The following is an 18,032-nucleotide window of genomic DNA, read 5'->3' as shown; positions in this document are numbered from 1 at the left end:
CGCGCGACGATGATCGCAAAGCGTACTGCGGCGCGCACGGGCGATCCAATGAGAAATTATGAAAAGCAATATAAGATTCGCTTATGTTGCTGGCGCGCGAGCGTCTCACCCTTGCCCATCGCCCATCACCCTCGCCCTCTTCGCTGACGCGCACGCCATGGAACTCGCCCACCTTCGCGCTTTCGTCGCCATTGCCCGCGAGGGCAACCTCACGCGCGCGGCGCAACGCCTGCACCTGACACAGCCGGCCGTCAGCCTTCAGGTCAAGGCGCTGCAGGAAGCGTTGCGGCTCACCTTGTTCACCCGGACCGCCCAGGGACTTGCGCTTACGCGCGACGCGCAGGCGCTGCTGCCGCTGGCCGAGCGCATGCTCGCCGCGCTCGGCGACTTCGAGCAGGCCGCCGTCGCGCTGCGCGAAACCGTGCGCGGACGGCTTCGCATCGGCACCATCCTCGATCCCGAATTCACGCGGCTCGGCGCGTTCCTCAAGCGTCTGGTGGAGTCGTACCCGCAGATCGAGACGGCGCTGCGTCACGGCATGTCCGGTTCCGTGCTGCAGGCCCTCGGGCGCGGCGAGCTCGACGTCGGGTTCTATCTCGGCAGCCCCGATCCGGAGCGCTTTCACGCCATCACGCTCACACCGTTCTCGTATCAGGTGGTGGCGCCGGCGGGCTGGCGCGAGCGTGTGGCGCGACGCGGCTGGCGCGAATTGGCAGCCCTGCCGTGGATCTGGACGCCGCCCGAGTCAGCACACCACCGCCTGCTCTCGGAGCGCTTCGGCGCGCTCGGCGTGTCGCCGGTGAAGGTCGCGGAAGTGGACCAGGAGCCGTCGATGCTCGATCTGGTGAAGTCGGGCGTGGGACTGTCGCTGGTGCGCGACTCGATCGCGCTGCGCGAAGCCCGCGCACACGGTCTGGTGATCGCCGACGGCGTGGCCGTGCCCACCGAGCTCACCTTCGTCACGCTCGCCTCGCGGCGCGAGGAACCGGCCATTGCCGCCGCGCTGCAGCTCGTGGCGGCGGTCTGGGCCTGACGCGCATCACCGCCTATCATCCGCGCTTCACTTGCGCAGCGGGCGCCCCTGGAACGCCTGCAGGACGCCCTGGCCGGCTCGCCCGGGTAGCCCGGGGACACAAACGCGGCGCATAATTCGGGTCTGCAAAGGCCTTCGGCTCCGAAAGGTCCCGCCCCGCAATTCATTCCCATGCCGTGGCATTGCAACGCGAAGCGCTGCCATGCCGGATCTTCACGAAAGCTCTACTATTCAAGTCTCTCTACGAGGAGTCGATCATGTCTGTGAGAATGGAACGCGATACCTTCGGCGAAATCGCGGTACCCGCCGATCGCCTGTGGGGCGCTCAGACGCAGCGCTCGCTGCAGAACTTCAAGATTTCGACCGAGAAGATGCCGCGCGAACTCGTGCGCGCGCTCGCGCGCGTCAAACGCGCCGCCGCCTCCGTCAACAAGGACCTGGGCGTGCTCGACGCCAAGAAGGCCGACGCCATCATCCAGGCGGCCGACGAAGTCATCGCCGGCAGGCACGACGACGAATTCCCGCTGGCCGTGTGGCAGACCGGCTCGGGCACGCAGTCGAACATGAACATGAACGAAGTGCTCGCCAATCGCGCCAGCGAACTGCTCGGCGGCGAGCGCGGCGAAGCGCGTCTCGTGCACCCGAACGACGACGTGAACAAGGGCCAGTCGTCGAACGACGTGTTCCCGACGGCCATGAGCGTGGCGGCCCTCGACGCTCTCGTCAATCACCTCAAGCCGAGCATCGGCCAGTTGCGCGACACGCTCGCCGCGAAGGCCCACGCCTACGACAACATCGTCAAGATTGGCCGCACGCACCTGCAGGACGCCACGCCGCTCACGCTCGGCCAGGAGATCTCCGGCTGGGTCGCGCAGCTCGAGCACGGCCTCAGGCACGTCGACGACGCCCTGCCCCACGTCGCCGAGCTCGCGCTCGGCGGCACGGCCGTGGGCACCGGCCTGAACGCCCATCCCGAGTTCGCGAAACAAGTGGCCGCGGTGCTCGCGCGCGACACCGGTCTGCCCTTCGTCACCGCGCCGAACAAGTTCGAAGCACTGGCGGCCAACGACGCCATCGTCAACGCGCACGGCACGCTCAAGACCCTGGCGGCGAGCCTGATGAAGATCGCCAACGACGTGCGCTGGCTCGCCAGCGGCCCGCGCTGCGGCATCGGCGAACTGATGATTCCGGAGAACGAACCGGGCAGCTCGATCATGCCGGGCAAGGTCAACCCCACGCAGTGCGAAGCCATGACGATGCTGTGCTGTCAGGTGTTTGGCAACGACGTGGCGATCAACGTCGGCGGCTCGATGGGCAACTTCGAGCTGAACGTATTCAAGCCGATGCTCATTCACAACTTCCTGCAAAGCGTGCGCATGCTCGCCGACGGCGCCGTGAGCTTCAACGACAATTGCGCCATCGGCATCGAGCCCAATCGCGCGCGCATCGGCACGTTGCTCGAAGAGTCGCTCATGCTCGTGACTGCGCTCAATCCGCACATCGGCTACGACAAGGCCGCGCAGATCGCGAAGAAGGCGCACAAGGAAGGCACCACGCTCAAGGCCGCCGCCCTCGCCCTCGGTCACGTGACGGCCGAGCAGTTCGACGCCTGGGTGCGCCCGGAACAAATGGTCGGCAAGCGCTGAGCGCACGCCTCCCGCCCACGCTTTTCCGTCATCGCGCATGCCCATCTCGCCGTTGCCGCCGCTGCACTGTCTGATCGCGTTCGACGCCGCCGTGCGGCATGCGAGCTTCACGCGGGCAGCCGCCGAGCTCAACCTCACGCAAAGCGCCGTGAGTCGCCAGATCGCGCAGCTCGAGGAGTTTCTCGGGCGCGCGCTGTTCACGCGCGAGCACCGCACGCTGCGGCTAACGGTGGCAGGCCAGCGCTACGCCGAGCAGATTCAACGCCTGCTGGCCGAGTGCGCCGAAGCGACGGCCGATCTGATGAAGCGGCGCGGCGAGCTCGAGCTCACGGTGGCGTGTTCGTCGGGCGTGGCCGTGCTGTGGATGACGCCGCAGCTCATGCGCTTTCGCGCCGCGCATCCCGACATCAAGATCCGCGTGATCGTGAAGGACGGCATTACGTCGCTCTCCGCCTCGGAGTTCGATCTCGGCGTGTACTACGTGCGCAACGATCTGCCGCCCGACTTTGCCGGGCGGCGCCTGTTCGACGAGGAAGTCTTCCCCGTGTGCTCGCCTGCCTACCTCGGCGGCCGCAAGCTTCGCGCCGCCGATCTCCTCGACGAGACGCTCCTCTTCATCGAGGACGGCCAGCGCAAGTGGATGTCGTGGCCCGACTGGTTCGAGCTGCAGGGCGTGAGCGTGCCGAAATTCCCACGCATGGTCAGCGCCAACTACTACCCGCTGCTCGTGCAGATGGCCATCGAGGGCGGCGGCCTGGTCATGGGCTGGCGCCACATGATCGATCCGTGTCTCGAGGCCGGGCTGCTCGTGCGCGCCTGCGAGGCGAGCGCCAGCCTCGGCGGCGGCTACTATCTCGTGTGGCCTGCCGAGCGCCACGAGCATGCCGCAGCGCGAATTTTCCGCAACTGGATCTACTCGCAAACTCGTTTCCCATCATAGGGCTTACGCACGTTTGCGAAAGTTGCCATGCGTCTGGCGCATGGCAACATGCGTAATTTTCGTTTGGCCTGTCATTTTGTCTGTCCTATTTTGTGGTGGATCCGCGCACGCCCGTCGAGCCTGTCGGCAGCCCCTCGGGAGGGCGACCGTCTTGGCGGACGTGATTCGATAAAAGCAGGCGTATTACCGGCACGACGTGAATTCCATGGCACGCGACGGACGCCATCCATCCTCCGGGAGACCCAGATGCAGGCGACCTACGCTGTGCCTCAAGACAATATGGCCCGCCAGCGCCGTCAAGCCATCGTGGCGACGGTGATCGGCAACGGCCTGGAGTGGTTCGACTTCACCGTCTATAGCTTCTTCGCGGCGATCATCGCGAAGCAGTTCTTCCCCACGGGCGACGACCTGTCGTCGTTCCTGCTCGCCGTGGCGACCTTCGGCGTGGGCTTCTTCATGCGCCCGGTCGGCGGCATCGTGCTCGGCATCTATGCCGACCGCGTGGGCCGCAAGGCGGCGCTGTCGCTGACCATTCTGCTCATGGCCGCCGGCACCGCCATGATCGGCCTGGCGCCGACCTACGACCAGATTGGTCTGGCCGCCCCGCTCATCATCGTGCTCGCGCGCCTGCTGCAAGGTTTCTCCGCCGGCGGCGAAATGGGCGGCGCGACCGCGTTCCTCACCGAATACGCGCCGGCCAATCAGCGCGCGTACTACTCGGCATGGATTCAGTCGAGCATCGGCTTCGCCGTGCTGCTGGGCGCCGCCGTGGGCACATTCGTGACCACCGAGCTCGACCGTGCCGCGCTCGAATCGTGGGGTTGGCGCGTGCCGTTCATCGTGGGCATGCTGATCGGTCCGGTCGGCTTCTACATCCGCAACAAGATCGACGAGACGCCGACGTTCCAGCATGCCGAGAAGTCCGACACGCCGCTGCGCGATGTTTTCTCGCAATACCCGCGCGAGACGCTCGCGAGCTTCTCGATGGTCGTGCTGTGGACCATCTGCACGTATGTGCTGCTGTTCTACATGCCGACGTATGCGCAACGCGTGCTCCATCTGCCGGCCTCGAACGGCTTTACCGCCGGCATGGTCGGCGGCGCGATGATCCTGGTGTTCGCGCCGATCGTGGGACGTCTGGCCGATCGCTATGGCCGCCGTCCGTTCCTGTCGGGCTCGGCGCTGCTGATCCTGCTGCTCGCCTGGCCGATGTTCACGTATCTGAACGTGGCGCCCGGCCTGCCGTCGCTGCTTGCATTCCAGATCGTGTTCGGCGCGCTCATCGCGTGCTATACCGGCCCGATCCTCGCCGCGTTCTCGGAGCTGTTTCCGGCCAAGGTGCTCTCGACGGGTCTGTCGGTCGCGTACAACTTCGCGGTCACGATCTTCGGCGGGTTCGCCGCGCTCATCATCACCTGGCTGATCGCGCGCACCGGCAGCAACATGGCGCCGGCGATCTACGTGATCGTCGCCGCCACCATCAGTCTCATCGGCACCCGCTTCGTCAAGCCGCTGCCCAAGGCCTGAGTCTTCCCCCCAAGCAAGGCGCGCCCCACCCGGCGCGCCTTGTGCATTTTTTCGAGGAAATCCCCATGTCCGTTACTCTGCTTCGCGGCGGCAACGTGCTCGATGCAGCCGCCGGCCGTCTGCTCGAGCGTCACGACGTCGCCATTGACGGCAACCGCATCACCGCCGTGAGCCCCACCCCGCTCGACATCGAAGGCGCCACGGTGATCGACGTCACCGGCAAGACCGTCATGCCCGGCATGATCGACTGCCACGTACACGTGCTCGCCTCGCACGCGAACCTCGGCACCAACGCCAGCCAGCCCAACGTCCTCACGGTGCTCAAGTCGCTGCCCATCATGCAGGGCATGCTCAACCGCGGCTTCACCACCGTGCGCGACGCCGGCGGCGCGGACTGGGCGCTGCAGCAGGCAATCGAGCAAGGCGTGATTCCGGGCCCGCGCATCTTCCCATCGGGCAAGGCGCTCTCGCAGACCGGCGGTCACGGCGACTTCCGTCCGCGCAGCGATACGCTCGAGCCGTGCTCGTGTGCGTTTCGCGCCGGCGCCATCGGCCGCGTGGTCGACGGCGTAGACCCGATCCGTCTGGCCGTGCGCGAGGAAATCCAGAAAGGCGCAACGCAGATCAAGCTGATGGCCTCGGGCGGCGTCGCCTCGCCTGTCGACCCGATCGCCAACACGCAGTATTCGGAAGACGAGATCCGTGCCGCGGTCGCGGAAGCGGAAGCGGCCCAGACTTACGTAATGGCGCACGCCTATACGCCGAAGGCAATCGAGCGCGCGGTGCGCTGCGGCGTGCGCACCATCGAGCACGGCAACCTGTGCGACGCGCAGACGGCGAAGCTCATGGCCGAGAAGGGCGCATACGTCGTGCCGACGCTCGTCACCTACGACGCGCTCGCCAAGGACGGCGCATCGCTGGGACTGCCGCCGGAGTCGGTGGCGAAGGTCGAGAACGTGCAGCGCGCCGGACGCGAGTCGCTCGCCATCTATCGCGACGCCGGCGTGAAAATGGGCTTCGGCTCGGATCTGCTCGGCGACATGCACAAGTACCAGTCCGACGAGCTCACCATTCGCGCCGACGTGCTCGGTGCGGCCGAGACGCTGCGCTCGGCCACGGTGATCGGCGCCGAAATTCTCAATCGCGTGGGTGAGCTGGGCGTGATCGCACCGGGCGCCCTCGCCGACGTGCTGGTCGTCGACGGCAATCCGCTCGAATCGATCGACGTGCTCACGGGCCAGGGCGAGGGCATCCGCTGGGTCTTCAAGGACGGCAAGATCGCGAAGCAACCGCAGTCGTTGCAGTAATCGCAGCGATCGTCCCGGCAGCCGTCGCGGCCGCGAGGTGCACCGGCCCACGAAAAAGGCAGCCCGCCGATGAAGCGCGGGCTGCCTTCTTGCCGTCTTCGTTTCGGCGTCTTCTTTCGTCTGCCGACCTTTCGTCGATAGCCTGTTTCGTCGTCCGACGCCGCCCTCTGGCGCGCGGCCCGGCACGCGACATGCCGGGCGCCGTCGTCACGGCTTCCAGCCGGGCGTAACGAACACCGAGCGCACGTCGTCGAGCGTCTGCGAAACCGTCTCGCGCGCACGCTCCGTGCCCGCGCGCAGCATGTCCCACACGTAGCCGGGGTCGCTCGCATACTGCTCGCGACGCTCGCGCATGGGGCGCAGCATCTCCTGCAGACGCTCTTCGAGACGCGCCTTCACCTTGGAGTCCGCCAGCCCGCCGCGCACATAGTGCTCCTTGAGCGCCTGCAGGCCTTCCTTGTCCTCGTCGAACGCGTCGAGGTAGGCGAACGCCACGTTGCCTTCGAGGTGTCCGGGATCTTCGACCTTGAGGTGCAGCGGATCGGTGTAGCACTTCTTCACGGCGGCGCGGATTTCGTCCGGCGTGGAGGAAATGTTGATCACGTTACCAAGCGACTTGCTCATCTTGGCCTTGCCGTCGATGCCCGGCAGACGACCGATCGGCGGCACGAGCGCCTTCGTCTCGACGAGGATCTCGCGATCGGCGAGGCGGTTCAGGCGCCGCACGATCTCGTTCGTCTGTTCGATCATCGGCAGTTGATCCTCGCCCACCGGCACCAGCGTGGCGCGAAACGCCGTGATGTCCGCGGCCTGGCTGACCGGATACGTGAGGAAGCCCGCCGGAATGTCGCGCTCGAAGTTGCGCAGGCCGATTTCCTGCTTGACGGTCGGATTGCGCTCGAGGCGCGCCACCGTCACGAGGTTCAGATAGTAGAACGTGAGCTCGGTCAGTTCGGGCAGCCACGTCTGCACGCAGATCGTGGTGACTTCGGGATCGATGCCGACCGCCAGATAGTCCAGCGCCACTTCGGAAACGTTGCGGTGCACCTTGCCGCGATCGTCCGTGTTGTCGGTCAGCGCCTGCGCGTCCGCGACCAGCACGAATTGCTTGTATTCGTGCTGATACGCCACGCGATTCTTCAGACTGCCGACATAGTGGCCCAGATGCAGCGGGCCCGTCGGGCGATCGCCCGTGAGGATCACCTTGCGATCCCCAGGTGCCTTCGAAACACTCATTTTCCTCTCCGTAATCAAGCATTTAGGGGCGGCCCGCGGCCGTGCGCGCGGCCTTCGCCACACCGCTCGCCGTCCCCGGTTCGCCCCAACGCGTCTACCGCAACCTACGAATGGTAGCGCGTCGGCCCGACGCCGGTACAGAAACGTGCTTGCGCTCCCGGCGGCGCCCGCGCGCCCACGCCGCGATCGCACATGAAAAACGGGAGCCGAGGCTCCCGTTCTCACCTGCGTTGCGCGGCGGCGCGCCGGCGCGCGAATGCGAAAAAGCGCCGACGCTCAGCGCGCCGTCACCACCGCAATGCCCTTGAGCGACTTGCCGCTTGCGCGGGCGTGCGCGAGGGCCTGCCCGACGGCTTCACCCGTGGCCGGCGCAACACCCAGACGAGCCGCGATCGTGGCCTCGACGCGTTTGGCCATCGCGAGATTCGCGAGCTTCACGTGACCGTAGCCGCGGATTTTCGCCGGCGCCTGCGCGAGCGCGATGACGTCCTCGAGCGTGTTCTCGGTGAGCACCGCCAGCGCACGCTCGATGGTCGTGCGGTAGTCGGCGATCAGCTGGCGCTCCATGCGGCGCTCGAGCGTATAGCCGAAGATGTCGAGCGCACCGCCGCGCAGCCCGCGCAGCTTCGCCATGCCGCGCAGCACCGGCCACAGCCACGGGCCGATCGTCACCTTCTTCGGCAGCGCACCGTCCTTGCCGCGCGCGATGAGCGGCGGCGCCATGTGGAACTCGAGGCGGAAGTCGCGGCCGGGCCTACCCTCGAAGGCCTCGCCGAGCGCGTCGGTGAAGGCCGTCTCGGCATACAGGCGCGCCACTTCGTACTCGTCCTTGTAGGCCATCAGACGCGAGAGCTGCTGCACCACGGCGCGCGTGAGACGGCCCGGCGCGCCGGCCACGCGCGCCTCCGCATCCGAGACCTGCTTCACGAACGCGGTGAAACGGGCGGCATATGCCGCGTTCTGGTACTGCGTGAGCAGATCGACGCGATGGGCGATGAGCGCGTCGAGCGTCATCTCGTCGGCCACCGGCGCATGGGCGGGCGCGGACGCGGCCTTGGCCGTCGTCTCCGTCAGTGCGGCCGGATCGCCGGCGGCGAGTCGCCCGATGGCCAGCGCGAGCTGGTTCATCGGCACGGCCACGTTGTTCAGTTCGATGGCACGTTGCAGCGCCTGCAGCGAAACGGGCACCAGGCCGAGCTGCCACGCGAAGCCGAGCATGATGATGTTCGCGCCCATCGTGTCGCCAAGAAAGCGCTGCGCGAGCGCCTGCGCATCGCACGTGTCGAGTTTGTCGTTGCCGGCCGCGTGACGCATCTTGGCGAGCAGGGCGTCGCCATGCAGGCTGGCGTCGGGGTTCTGCACGAACGACGCGTTCGGAATCGCATGCGTGTTGACGACGACGCGCGTGCGCCCGCGCCGCACGGTCTGCAGCGCATCGGCGCTCGCGCCCACGACCATGTCGCAGGCGAGCAGCACGTCGGCCTGCTGCGTATCGATGCGCACCTGGTTGAGCGCCTGCGGCGTGTTGGCAAAGCGCACGAACGAGAGCACCGCGCCGCCCTTCTGTGCGAAGCCCATGAAGTCGAGCACCGAAGCGCTCTTGCCTTCGAGATGCGCCGCCATCGTGATCAGCGCGCCGATGGTCACCACGCCCGTGCCGCCCACGCCGGTGACCATGATGTCGAACGGCGCGTCGCCGGCGAGCGTGGCCGGTTGCGGCAGCGCGTTCAGGCGGGCCTCGAACGCGGCCTGGTCGAAGGCGGCCGCGAGCGCCTTCTTCAGTTGCGCGCCCTTGACCGAGACGAAGCTCGGGCAAAAGCCGTTCACACAGGAGAAGTCCTTGTTGCACGACGACTGGTCGATGCGACGCTTGCGGCCCAGCGCGGTCTCGACCGGCTCGACCGACAGGCAGTTCGACGCCACGCCGCAATCGCCGCAGCCCTCGCACACGGCTTCGTTGATGAACAGGCGGCGATCCGGGTTCGGAAATTCGTTTTTCTTGCGACGGCGGCGCTTCTCGGCCGCGCACGTCTGGTCGTAGATCAGCACGGTCGCGCCGGGAATCTCGCGCAGCTCGCGCTGCACGGCGTCGAGTTCGCTGCGGTGATGGAAGGTCGTGCCCTTCGGGAACTGACCTTCATGGCCGATGTACTTCTGCGGCTCGTCGCTCACAACGACCAGCTTCGCGATGCCTTCGGCTTCCACCTGACGGGCGATCTGCGGCACCGAGATCGAGCCGTCGACAGGCTGGCCGCCGGTCATGGCGACCGCATCGTTGTACAGGATCTTGTAGGTGATATTCGCCTTGGATGCCACCGCCTGGCGAATCGCGAGCAGGCCCGAGTGGAAGTACGTGCCGTCGCCCAGATTCTGGAAGACGTGCGCGCGCTTGGTGAAGTGCGAATGCGCCGCCCAGTCCACGCCCTCGCCGCCCATCTGGATCAGGCCGGTAGTGTCGCGGTCCATCCACGACGCCATGAAGTGGCAGCCGATACCGGCCTGCGCGATGGAGCCTTCGGGCACCTTGGTCGACGTGTTGTGCGGACAGCCCGAGCAGAAGTACGGCACGCGGCGCACGCCATCGGCTTCGTTCGAGAGGATTTCGTGGGCGACGAGATCGACCACGCGCTCGCGGCGATCGAGCGCCGGGCGATGCTTGGCGAGCCATTCGGCGAAGACCGGCAGCACGCGCGACGGGCGCAGCTCGCCGAGCGCCGAGAGCAGCGCGCGGCCATCGGCGTCGGTCTTGCCCAGCACGATCGGGCGTGCGCCCGCCGTCCGGTTGTAGAGGTACTGCTTGATCTGTTGCTCGACGACAGGGCCCTTCTCCTCGATGACGAGGATTTCCTTGAGGCCGCTCACGAAAGCATCCAGACGCGTCATGTCGAGCGGGAACGACAGGCCGACCTTGTAGATGCGCACGCCGGCGGCGGCGAGGTCGTCGACGGTGATGTCCAGGCGGCGCAGCGTCTCCATCAGGTCCAGGTGCGCCTTGCCGCAGGTCACGATGCCGATGTCCGCGCCGGGGGCCGGCGCGATCCATTTGTCGATGCTGTTCACGCGCGAGAAGGCGCGCACGGCGTCGAGCTTGGCCGCCAGGCGCGCTTCGAGCGCGAGGCTCGGCAGGTCGGGCCAGCGGTTGTGCAGGCCGCCTTCCGGCGCGACGTAGTCGAGCGGCTCGGCCCAGTCGGTGCGGATCTTGTCGAGATCGACGGTGCCGCGCGACTCGACCGTCTCGGAGATCGCCTTGAGGCCCGCCCAGGCGCCGGAGAAACGCGACAGCGCATAGCCGTACAGGCCGAATTCCACCAGCTCGCCAATGTCCGCCGGGTTGAGCACGGGCATGCTCCACGACATCATCGTGAAGTCGCTCTGGTGCGGCATCGACGACGACACGCAACCGTGGTCGTCGCCGGCCACGACCAGCACGCCGCCGTGGCGCGACGCGCCGTAAGCGTTGCCATGCTTGAGCGCATCGCCCGCGCGGTCCACGCCCGGCCCCTTGCCGTACCACATGCCGAACACGCCTTCGACGGTGCGCTCGGGGTCGGCTTCCACACGCTGCGTGCCCATGACCGCCGTGCCGCCGAGTTCTTCGTTGATGGCGGGAAGGAATTTCACGTTCGCCGCGTCGAGCAGCTTCTTCGCCTTCCACAGCTGCTGATCGACGCCGCCGAGCGGCGAGCCGCGATAGCCGCTGATGAAGCCGGCCGTGTTCAGCCCGCGCGCGGCGTCGAGCTGACGTTGCATCAGCAAAATGCGCACCAGCGCCTGCGTGCCGGTCAGAAAGATCTGGCCGCGGCGCGCGGTAAGCGCATCGGAGAGCTGATAGTCGGGGTGGGCCAGGGGGTTGGCCGTCGGCGTCGCGAGCGCGGCGCGCATGGGGGCATTCATGGTGTATCTCCTCATCCCCATGGCCGCGGCGTCCATCGTCTCTCGCGGGAGCGGGGCGGCGGCCAGGCTTCGGGGGCGTCTGTTCTGTTCGTCCTGACGTCGTATCCCGCCCATGGCGCGGGCACGCGTCTGCATGGGAGCAGTGTATGGGGAGGCAGGAGAAAGATTTTTACTATTTCACTCCACTTGGCGCACAATAAGAAACGTTCATTTCGAAAAAACGGATTTTGGGAAATGGAATTACTCGACAACTTTGCGCGCCAGATCCTCCGTCTTCTGCAGATCGACTCGCGGCGCTCGGCGCAGGAACTCTCCGAGAACGTGGGGCTGTCGGCCACGCCGTGCTGGCGCCGGATCAAGGACATGGAGCAAAGCGGCGTGATCCAGCGCTATACGGTGCTGCTCGACCGCGAGAAGCTCGGCCTGCACGTGTGCGCCCTGGCGCACGTGCAACTCACCCGCCATACGGAAGGCGGCACGGAGCAGTTCGAGCGCGAGATCCGCACTTGCCCGGAAGTCACCGAGTGCTACAGCACGACCGGCGAGGCCGACTACATCCTCAAGATCGTGGCGCCCGACATCAAGGCGTATGACGCCTTTTTGCACGAACACATCTTCCGGCTGCCTGCCGTGTCCAACGTGAAGACCAGCGTGGTGCTGCGCGAAATCAAGTTCGACACGAGCCTGCCGATCTGACGCGGGTCAGTGTCGTTCCAAACAAGAATAAGACTCCGCCCGTTTTCTTTCTGAGGAACTCACTCAACAATTTCAACCGCGACGCCGTCGAAAGATGGACGCCGCTACCAGCGCCCCCCGCCATTCTCCTTGGAGGGCTCAGCCATGTCTGAAGCAGTTAAGTCACCCGAGCCGACCATTAAGCCGATCCTTGAACAGGACACCGGTTCTCTCCCTGAAGTGCCCGAGTTCGAGGTCATCCCAGTAGAAGGGTGTTTGAGCAGCAGCAACGTCCTGGGATTCTGAACCGGCATGGTCTGGCTCCCAGCGGGGCGGGCCATGTCCTCGTCGGGAGGCTCCCATGCCGGAAATCCAATGGTTGAAAACACCCCTATTCGCAATAGTGGTATGTCACGAGTCGATGCAATCTTCGCTGCCGGCATTGCTACCTTGACGACTACTCGCAAAAGCTGCCGCTGAGCCGATTACTCCGCGTAGCGGACGAGCTGGACCTGCCACAAATGCTCGCGCTGGCGTCGGCCCTCGGCGTCCAGGAGGTCAAGTTTGCGGCATTCGTCCCGGTCGGGTCAGGCGCACTTTCCGGCCTCGATCTACGCTTGAACGTCGACATTTGTCGAGAAATATCAAACGTCGTGCGGATCGCCTCGCAGGCCTACCCGACACTGAAAATCGACGGCGGGCCTTTTGTAAAACGGCTGTCCTTCATGCCGCGTGATCGGGCATCGACGAGTACCTTCGGCTGCGGTGCCGGCACGACGACAATCGTAATCAACAGCGACCTTTCCGTGTCGGCGTGCGATATGCAAACACAGACCGATCGAACTACGCAAGCGCTTGGCCGAGGCGCCACGTTCTCGGACCTGTGGCTCCACAGCCCGCATTTCGCTCGATGGCGTGGCCAGTCCGGCGACCGCGCCTTCGTAGGTGTCCATCAACATGGATGTCACCTCGCGTACCGCGAATACGGCCAGGACATCTTTATCGACGAGAAACGCGCGAATGACCGATAACGCCCCTTGGCCTGCGAATCTTCGTCGTTGGAGAACGCTTGCGCTCACGCAAGCCGCGCTTGGTCCGGAGATTTTCTCAATGGCCACTCTCGTCCTGTTTTTCCTCCAGTACGCCGGTTTCAGTTTCGCTGAATTTAGTTCGTTCACGGCGAGCCTGTTCGTCCTGAGTTGGCTGATGGAGGTGCCAGCGGGCGCGCTTGCGGACAGATTCGGGCGAGAGCGTTGCCTCATACTCGGAAACGTCATCTACTGCGCCGCCATGCTTTTGCTCATCATGGCGAAAGCCAACGTGCCGTTGGTCGTCATAGCGCTCATGTACGCGACAGGCAGCAGCCTCGCAAGCGGAACGTTTCAGGCAATGATGTACGAGGCCTTCGCCGCGCACGGCGCTATTCCGAAGTTCCACGCGGTCGTAGCGCGCACTACTGGCGTTGGCTTGTGGAGCGCAGCTGCGGCAGCCGCCATCGGTGGATGGTTGGCCGGATACTCGCTCGTGCTGCCGCTTACCCTCGATGCGATTGTGCTGGCGGGCCTGACCTTGTTCCTGCTTTGGCGTATCCCCACGCCGGGACCGCTCACGGCCACTGCCAGAGAAGCTCGGACCCTTGCCCATATGCTGGGCTCGGCCTTGCAAGCAGCCCTGAGTTCACGAACATGGTGTCTGCTGGCGCTGGGCTGCGCCATAACCTTCGCGTGCGTCCGGGCGTCATTCAATACCTATCAGCCCCTCATGCTGGATGCAGGGATACCGGTCGAGTACTTCGGAATGACGTTCAGCGCAATGATCGTGGTCGGTGGGATCGTCGCCAATCTCTTCAGCAACGCGCCGAAGCATTGGCTCGACCAAGGCATCATGGATTTCGCGATTGTGGCGCTATTCCTGACGGCGCTCGCTCCGCTGATCTGGCACGCAACATCGCCGATATGGCTTCTGGTCAGCATCGCGGCGCACCAGTTGATCCGCGGCATTTTTCCCTCGTACTACAGCTATCGTCTGAACCGCGAGATCCCGGAGGACCTGCCCGCGCGTTCGACCATGCTCTCCATTGCCAATCTGATTCGCGCCCTGCTGACTGCCGTAACTGTCTACGCCGTCGGCGAACTGACGCGGGTCTACGATTTTGCATCAGCCTACCGTTGGATCAACGCTGCAGCGCTTGCCGCGCTGACTGTCCTGATTGTCACGATCCGCTGGCCACAATCCCATGCTACCGCTGCCCGTACCTCAAACGATTAGCCTGTCCATAACGACGGATTGCAGCTCCCGGTGCCCGCACTGCTATCTCGTCGAAACCGATCAGCTCGGCCGTCGCCGCCTCTCGCTCGACAGCGTGACAGCGGTGCTCGACGATGGCGCAAAGCACGGGGTGTACCTTGTGATCGTCTCCGGCGGCGACCCGTTGCTGCATCCTGATATCGAACCGATCCTTCGCAGTATTCGCGCACATCGAATGTTGCCCCTGCTGGAAATTTCAGGAGATCGACTCAGCCCCGAACATCTTCGCATGCTTGTGGAACTCGGCATTCCCTGCGTTCAGGTCAGCCTTGACGCCGCCAGCGCCCCGTTCCATGACGGCCGTCGGGGAAAAGGGCATTTCGACGCGGTTCACAAGAACGTTCGTCGACTTCAGCGCAACGGCATCTTGGTCAACTTGGCGCTGTGTCTCGGCATGGAAAATCGGTGCGAACTGATCCCTCTGCTGACGCACGCACACAAACATGGCTTCAACAACATCAAGCTCGCCTTCTACGGGCAGGTCGGCCCCGTGGCCGGTGCGCAGACCATTCCAGAAGTCGAGCGCCGGACACTGCTGAAGCAGGCGCACGAGTTTGCGAAATCGCATGGCATGGGTGAGCGGATCATTGCGCCGGGCTATTCTTTATCAGCGGCGGCGCCGCTTGCGACGGCGTTTCGGGGACGTCCGCCTCAACAAGTCCTTCACCATTCCCCCGAGATGCTGACTAACCGACATGCAACACTCCACGCTTGACCGTCCGCCGCTACCTCATTAATATGCAAATGATTCTCATTACCAAACGTCTCCGAGCGGTAGCCGGATCGACGTTAATCTTCGCCAGCCGCGCCTGACCACGTCTCTCAGCGTCGATACTGACGCTGGTACACGTCGATTGCCACGAGCGCTTGCCAGCCAGCAACGGGGTTTTTTGCACTGGAGAGCCAGCAGTGAAGCAGTCGTCGAGCGGCGGGGGCCGCGCTTTTGTCATGACCACGCGCCAGGAACATGGCGCAAGCGGTTCACACCGTGCGCTTCGCGGCCGCGCGACGCGAACGCACGCATCGCCACGCCGTCGCCTGCATCCGCTCGCGGGCGCGGTGCTCGCCGCCGTCTGGCTGCCTGCCGCCTTCGCGCAGCAGACCGACGCCGAAACGGCAACGGCCCCGGCCGCCAGCGTGCAACTCGCGCAGACGCCGCGCCAGACATCTCACCAGGCACCGCTGCAGATCGCCGAAGCGAACCTGCGCGAGGTGAACGTAACGGCGACCCGCACCCCGACCGAGGCCGAGCGCACGCCGGCGTCCATTTCGGTCATCACCGACCAGGACCTCGAGGAGCAGCAGGCGCAGGACATCAAGGAAGCGTTGCGCTACGAGCCGGGCGTCACCGTGCGCCGCGCGCCGTATCGCCCGGCTTCGGCCGCAGCCGGCGGCGGGCGCGACGGCAACTCGAGCATCAACATTCGCGGCCTGGAAGGCAATCGCGTCGCCATCTTCGAAGACGGCATCCGCATGCCCTCGTCGTACTCGTTCGGCCCGCTCGAAGCCGGCCGCGGCGACTACATGAGCATGGATGTGCTGCGCCGCATCGAGATCCTGCGCGGCCCGGCCTCCTCGCTCTATGGCAGCGACGGCCTGACCGGCGTCGTCAACTTCCTCACCAAGGACCCGCAGGACCTGCTCGACATATTCGGCAAGTCGACCTATTTCTCGCTGCGTCCGTACTACAACTCGATCGACCGGAGCTTCGGGACCACCGCGCAGGCGGCATGGGGCGGCGATCAGTTCCAGGGCATGCTCATCGTCGACGGCAACAAGGGTCACGAACTCGACGGCAAGGGCACGAACAACTCGGCCAGCACCGCGCGCACAACGGCCAACCCGCAGGACGCCAACGGCAACTCGATTCTCGGCAAGCTCGTATTCAAGGCGACGCCAAGCTCGCAATTCAAGCTGACGGCGGAGAACGTGCGGCGTCGCACGGACACGAACGTACTGTCGGCGATCGCGCCGCCCACCACGCTGGGGCTGACGACGAGCGACCGCCTCGAGCGCAATCGCGTGAGCCTCGACTACGATTTCAACGACGCCTCGCAGGCCTACGTTCAGAACGCCCACGCGCTGCTGTACTTCCAGGACGCGAAGAACAACCAGTATTCGTATGAGAAGCGCACCGCGGGCGATCGCACGCGCGACAACACGTACAAGGAGCGCACCATCGGCGGCTCGCTGCAGGCCGAGAGCCACTTCGCCACCGGCCCGCTCGCGCACAAGCTCGTGTACGGCACGGACGCGAGCCTCGCGTACATTACCAGCTACCGCAACGGCACCGTGCCGGGCGTGGGCGAGTCGTTCCCGAACAAGGCGTTTCCCGACACGGACTACACGCTCTTCGGCGCCTTCGTACAGGACGAAATCCGCTACGGCGCGCTCACCGTCACGCCGGGCATTCGCTACGACGCGTACTGGCTCTCGCCCAAGCAGAACGATCCGCTGTACGTGTCGCAGACGAGCACCGGCACGCGCATTCAGCCGACCTCGTCGAACGATTCCGCCTTCTCGCCTCGTCTGGCGATCATGTACGAGATCGCGCCATCGCTCATTCCATACGTGCAATACGCGCGCGGCTTTCGAACGCCGACGCCCGACCAGGTCAACAACGGCTTCTCGAACCCGGTCTTCGGCTACATGTCGATCGCCAACCCGGACCTGAAGCCGGAGACGAGCGACACCGTCGAGCTGGGCCTGCGCGGCCGGCTCGCAACCACGCTCGGGCCCCTCACGTACAGCACGGCGGTGTTTGCGGGCAACTACCGCAACTTCATCTCGCAACAGAACATCAGCGGCTCGGGCCGTCCGAACGATCCGCTCATCTATCAATACGTGAACTACAGCCGCGCCCGCATCCAGGGCTGGGAAGGACGCGCCACGTGGTCGCTCAAGGGCGGTATCACGCTGCGCACGGCCATGGCGTACACGCACGGCACCACCGAAAACAACGGCGAAGCGAGCCAGCCGCTCAATACCGTCAATCCGTTCTCGATGGTCTTCGGCGTGCGCTACGAGCCCAACAGCACGTGGTTCGCGCAAGCCGACCTGCTGTTCCAGGCGGCCAAATCGCAAAGTCAGATCGCAAATACCTGCACGTCGGGCACGCAGCAGAACCAGCGCTGTTGGGCGCCGCCGTCGTCGGTCGTGCTCGATCTGTCGGGCGGCTACCGCATCAACAAGTACGCCACCGTTTATGCAGGCGTCTACAACGTGTTCGACCGCAAGTATTGGAACTGGTCGGACGTGCGCAACATCGCCGAGAACTCGACCGTCAAGGACGCCTACTCGGCGCCGGGCCGCAGCGTGGCTGTGAGCCTGAAGCTTCAGTACTGATTCGACGCGTCCGGGTTGCTGGATCCCCGAATCGATCCATCGACCGTCGGACCGGCATCGGCACGCAAACGGCGTACATCGCATTCGCGCCGATGCCCGCCAGCCACTGCCAGCAAACATGC

At 65.3% G+C, this 18,032-nt stretch carries 12 protein-coding genes; 10 read left to right on the top strand and 2 right to left on the bottom strand.

What is annotated here, in order from left to right; translation table 11 throughout:
- The first annotated feature begins 157 nt into the window (after window positions 1-157).
- From PNO31109_RS10180 to PNO31109_RS10160, 5 genes are all read left to right on the top strand, one after another.
- Window positions 158-1,033, top strand: a complete 876-nt coding sequence (locus tag PNO31109_RS10180) for a LysR family transcriptional regulator (protein ID WP_150555486.1) — start codon at window positions 158-160, stop codon at window positions 1,031-1,033.
- 257 nt (window positions 1,034-1,290) lie between these two features.
- Entirely contained in the window at window positions 1,291-2,679 is a 1,389-nt protein-coding gene (gene fumC / locus PNO31109_RS10175) for a class II fumarate hydratase (protein ID WP_150555485.1), read from the top strand.
- 37 nt (window positions 2,680-2,716) lie between these two features.
- Window positions 2,717-3,619: a LysR substrate-binding domain-containing protein gene (locus PNO31109_RS10170; RefSeq protein WP_150555484.1), complete on the top strand. Its 903-nt coding sequence runs from the start codon at window positions 2,717-2,719 to the stop codon at window positions 3,617-3,619.
- Between the two features lie 246 nt (window positions 3,620-3,865).
- On the top strand, window positions 3,866-5,146 hold the full coding sequence (locus PNO31109_RS10165; protein WP_150555483.1) for an MFS transporter: 1,281 nt from the start codon (window positions 3,866-3,868) through the stop codon (window positions 5,144-5,146).
- Window positions 5,147-5,211: 65 nt separating this feature from the next.
- Window positions 5,212-6,453: a metal-dependent hydrolase family protein gene (locus PNO31109_RS10160; protein ID WP_150555482.1), complete on the top strand. Its 1,242-nt coding sequence runs from the start codon at window positions 5,212-5,214 to the stop codon at window positions 6,451-6,453.
- Window positions 6,454-6,660: 207 nt separating this feature from the next.
- Here the strand turns inward: PNO31109_RS10160 and trpS are convergent, their stop codons facing one another.
- Together trpS and PNO31109_RS10150 are read right to left on the bottom strand one after the other, a co-directional pair.
- Window positions 6,661-7,689 carry a tryptophan--tRNA ligase gene (trpS, locus tag PNO31109_RS10155; RefSeq protein ID WP_150555481.1) on the bottom strand — a complete coding sequence of 343 codons (1,029 nt, stop codon included), beginning with the start codon at window positions 7,687-7,689 and terminating at the stop codon, window positions 6,661-6,663.
- A gap of 276 nt (window positions 7,690-7,965) precedes the next feature.
- Window positions 7,966-11,571, bottom strand: a complete 3,606-nt coding sequence (locus tag PNO31109_RS10150; RefSeq protein ID WP_442417707.1) for an indolepyruvate ferredoxin oxidoreductase family protein — start codon at window positions 11,569-11,571, stop codon at window positions 7,966-7,968.
- Between the two features lie 246 nt (window positions 11,572-11,817).
- On the opposite strand from PNO31109_RS10150, the gene PNO31109_RS10145 reads away from it, so the two are divergent.
- The 5 genes from PNO31109_RS10145 to PNO31109_RS10125 all read left to right on the top strand — a co-directional run bounded on the left by PNO31109_RS10145 (window position 11,818) and on the right by PNO31109_RS10125 (window position 17,910).
- Window positions 11,818-12,279: an Lrp/AsnC family transcriptional regulator gene (locus tag PNO31109_RS10145; protein ID WP_039394177.1), complete on the top strand. Its 462-nt coding sequence runs from the start codon at window positions 11,818-11,820 to the stop codon at window positions 12,277-12,279.
- 500 nt (window positions 12,280-12,779) lie between these two features.
- A complete protein-coding gene (locus tag PNO31109_RS10140) occupies window positions 12,780-13,289 on the top strand; it encodes a hypothetical protein (protein ID WP_150555479.1) in 510 nt (169 codons plus the stop codon).
- Entirely contained in the window at window positions 13,279-14,526 is a 1,248-nt protein-coding gene (locus tag PNO31109_RS10135; RefSeq protein ID WP_174966353.1) for an MFS transporter, read from the top strand. Before PNO31109_RS10140 ends, PNO31109_RS10135 begins: the two co-directional genes overlap by 11 nt.
- The gene (locus tag PNO31109_RS10130; protein ID WP_150555477.1) at window positions 14,495-15,280 is read left to right on the top strand and encodes a radical SAM protein; all 786 of its coding nucleotides are present in this window, start codon (window positions 14,495-14,497) and stop codon (window positions 15,278-15,280) included. Before PNO31109_RS10135 ends, PNO31109_RS10130 begins: the two co-directional genes overlap by 32 nt.
- Window positions 15,281-15,474: 194 nt before the next feature.
- Window positions 15,475-17,910 carry a TonB-dependent hemoglobin/transferrin/lactoferrin family receptor gene (locus PNO31109_RS10125; RefSeq protein ID WP_370750061.1) on the top strand — a complete coding sequence of 812 codons (2,436 nt, stop codon included), beginning with the start codon at window positions 15,475-15,477 and terminating at the stop codon, window positions 17,908-17,910.
- Window positions 17,911-18,032 lie beyond the last annotated feature (122 nt).

The organism is Pandoraea nosoerga (genome assembly GCF_902459585.1).
GTDB classification, from domain to species: domain Bacteria; phylum Pseudomonadota; class Gammaproteobacteria; order Burkholderiales; family Burkholderiaceae; genus Pandoraea; species Pandoraea nosoerga.
Note: the sequence above shows the minus strand (reverse complement) of the source record. Positions and strands in the feature narration are given on the sequence as shown.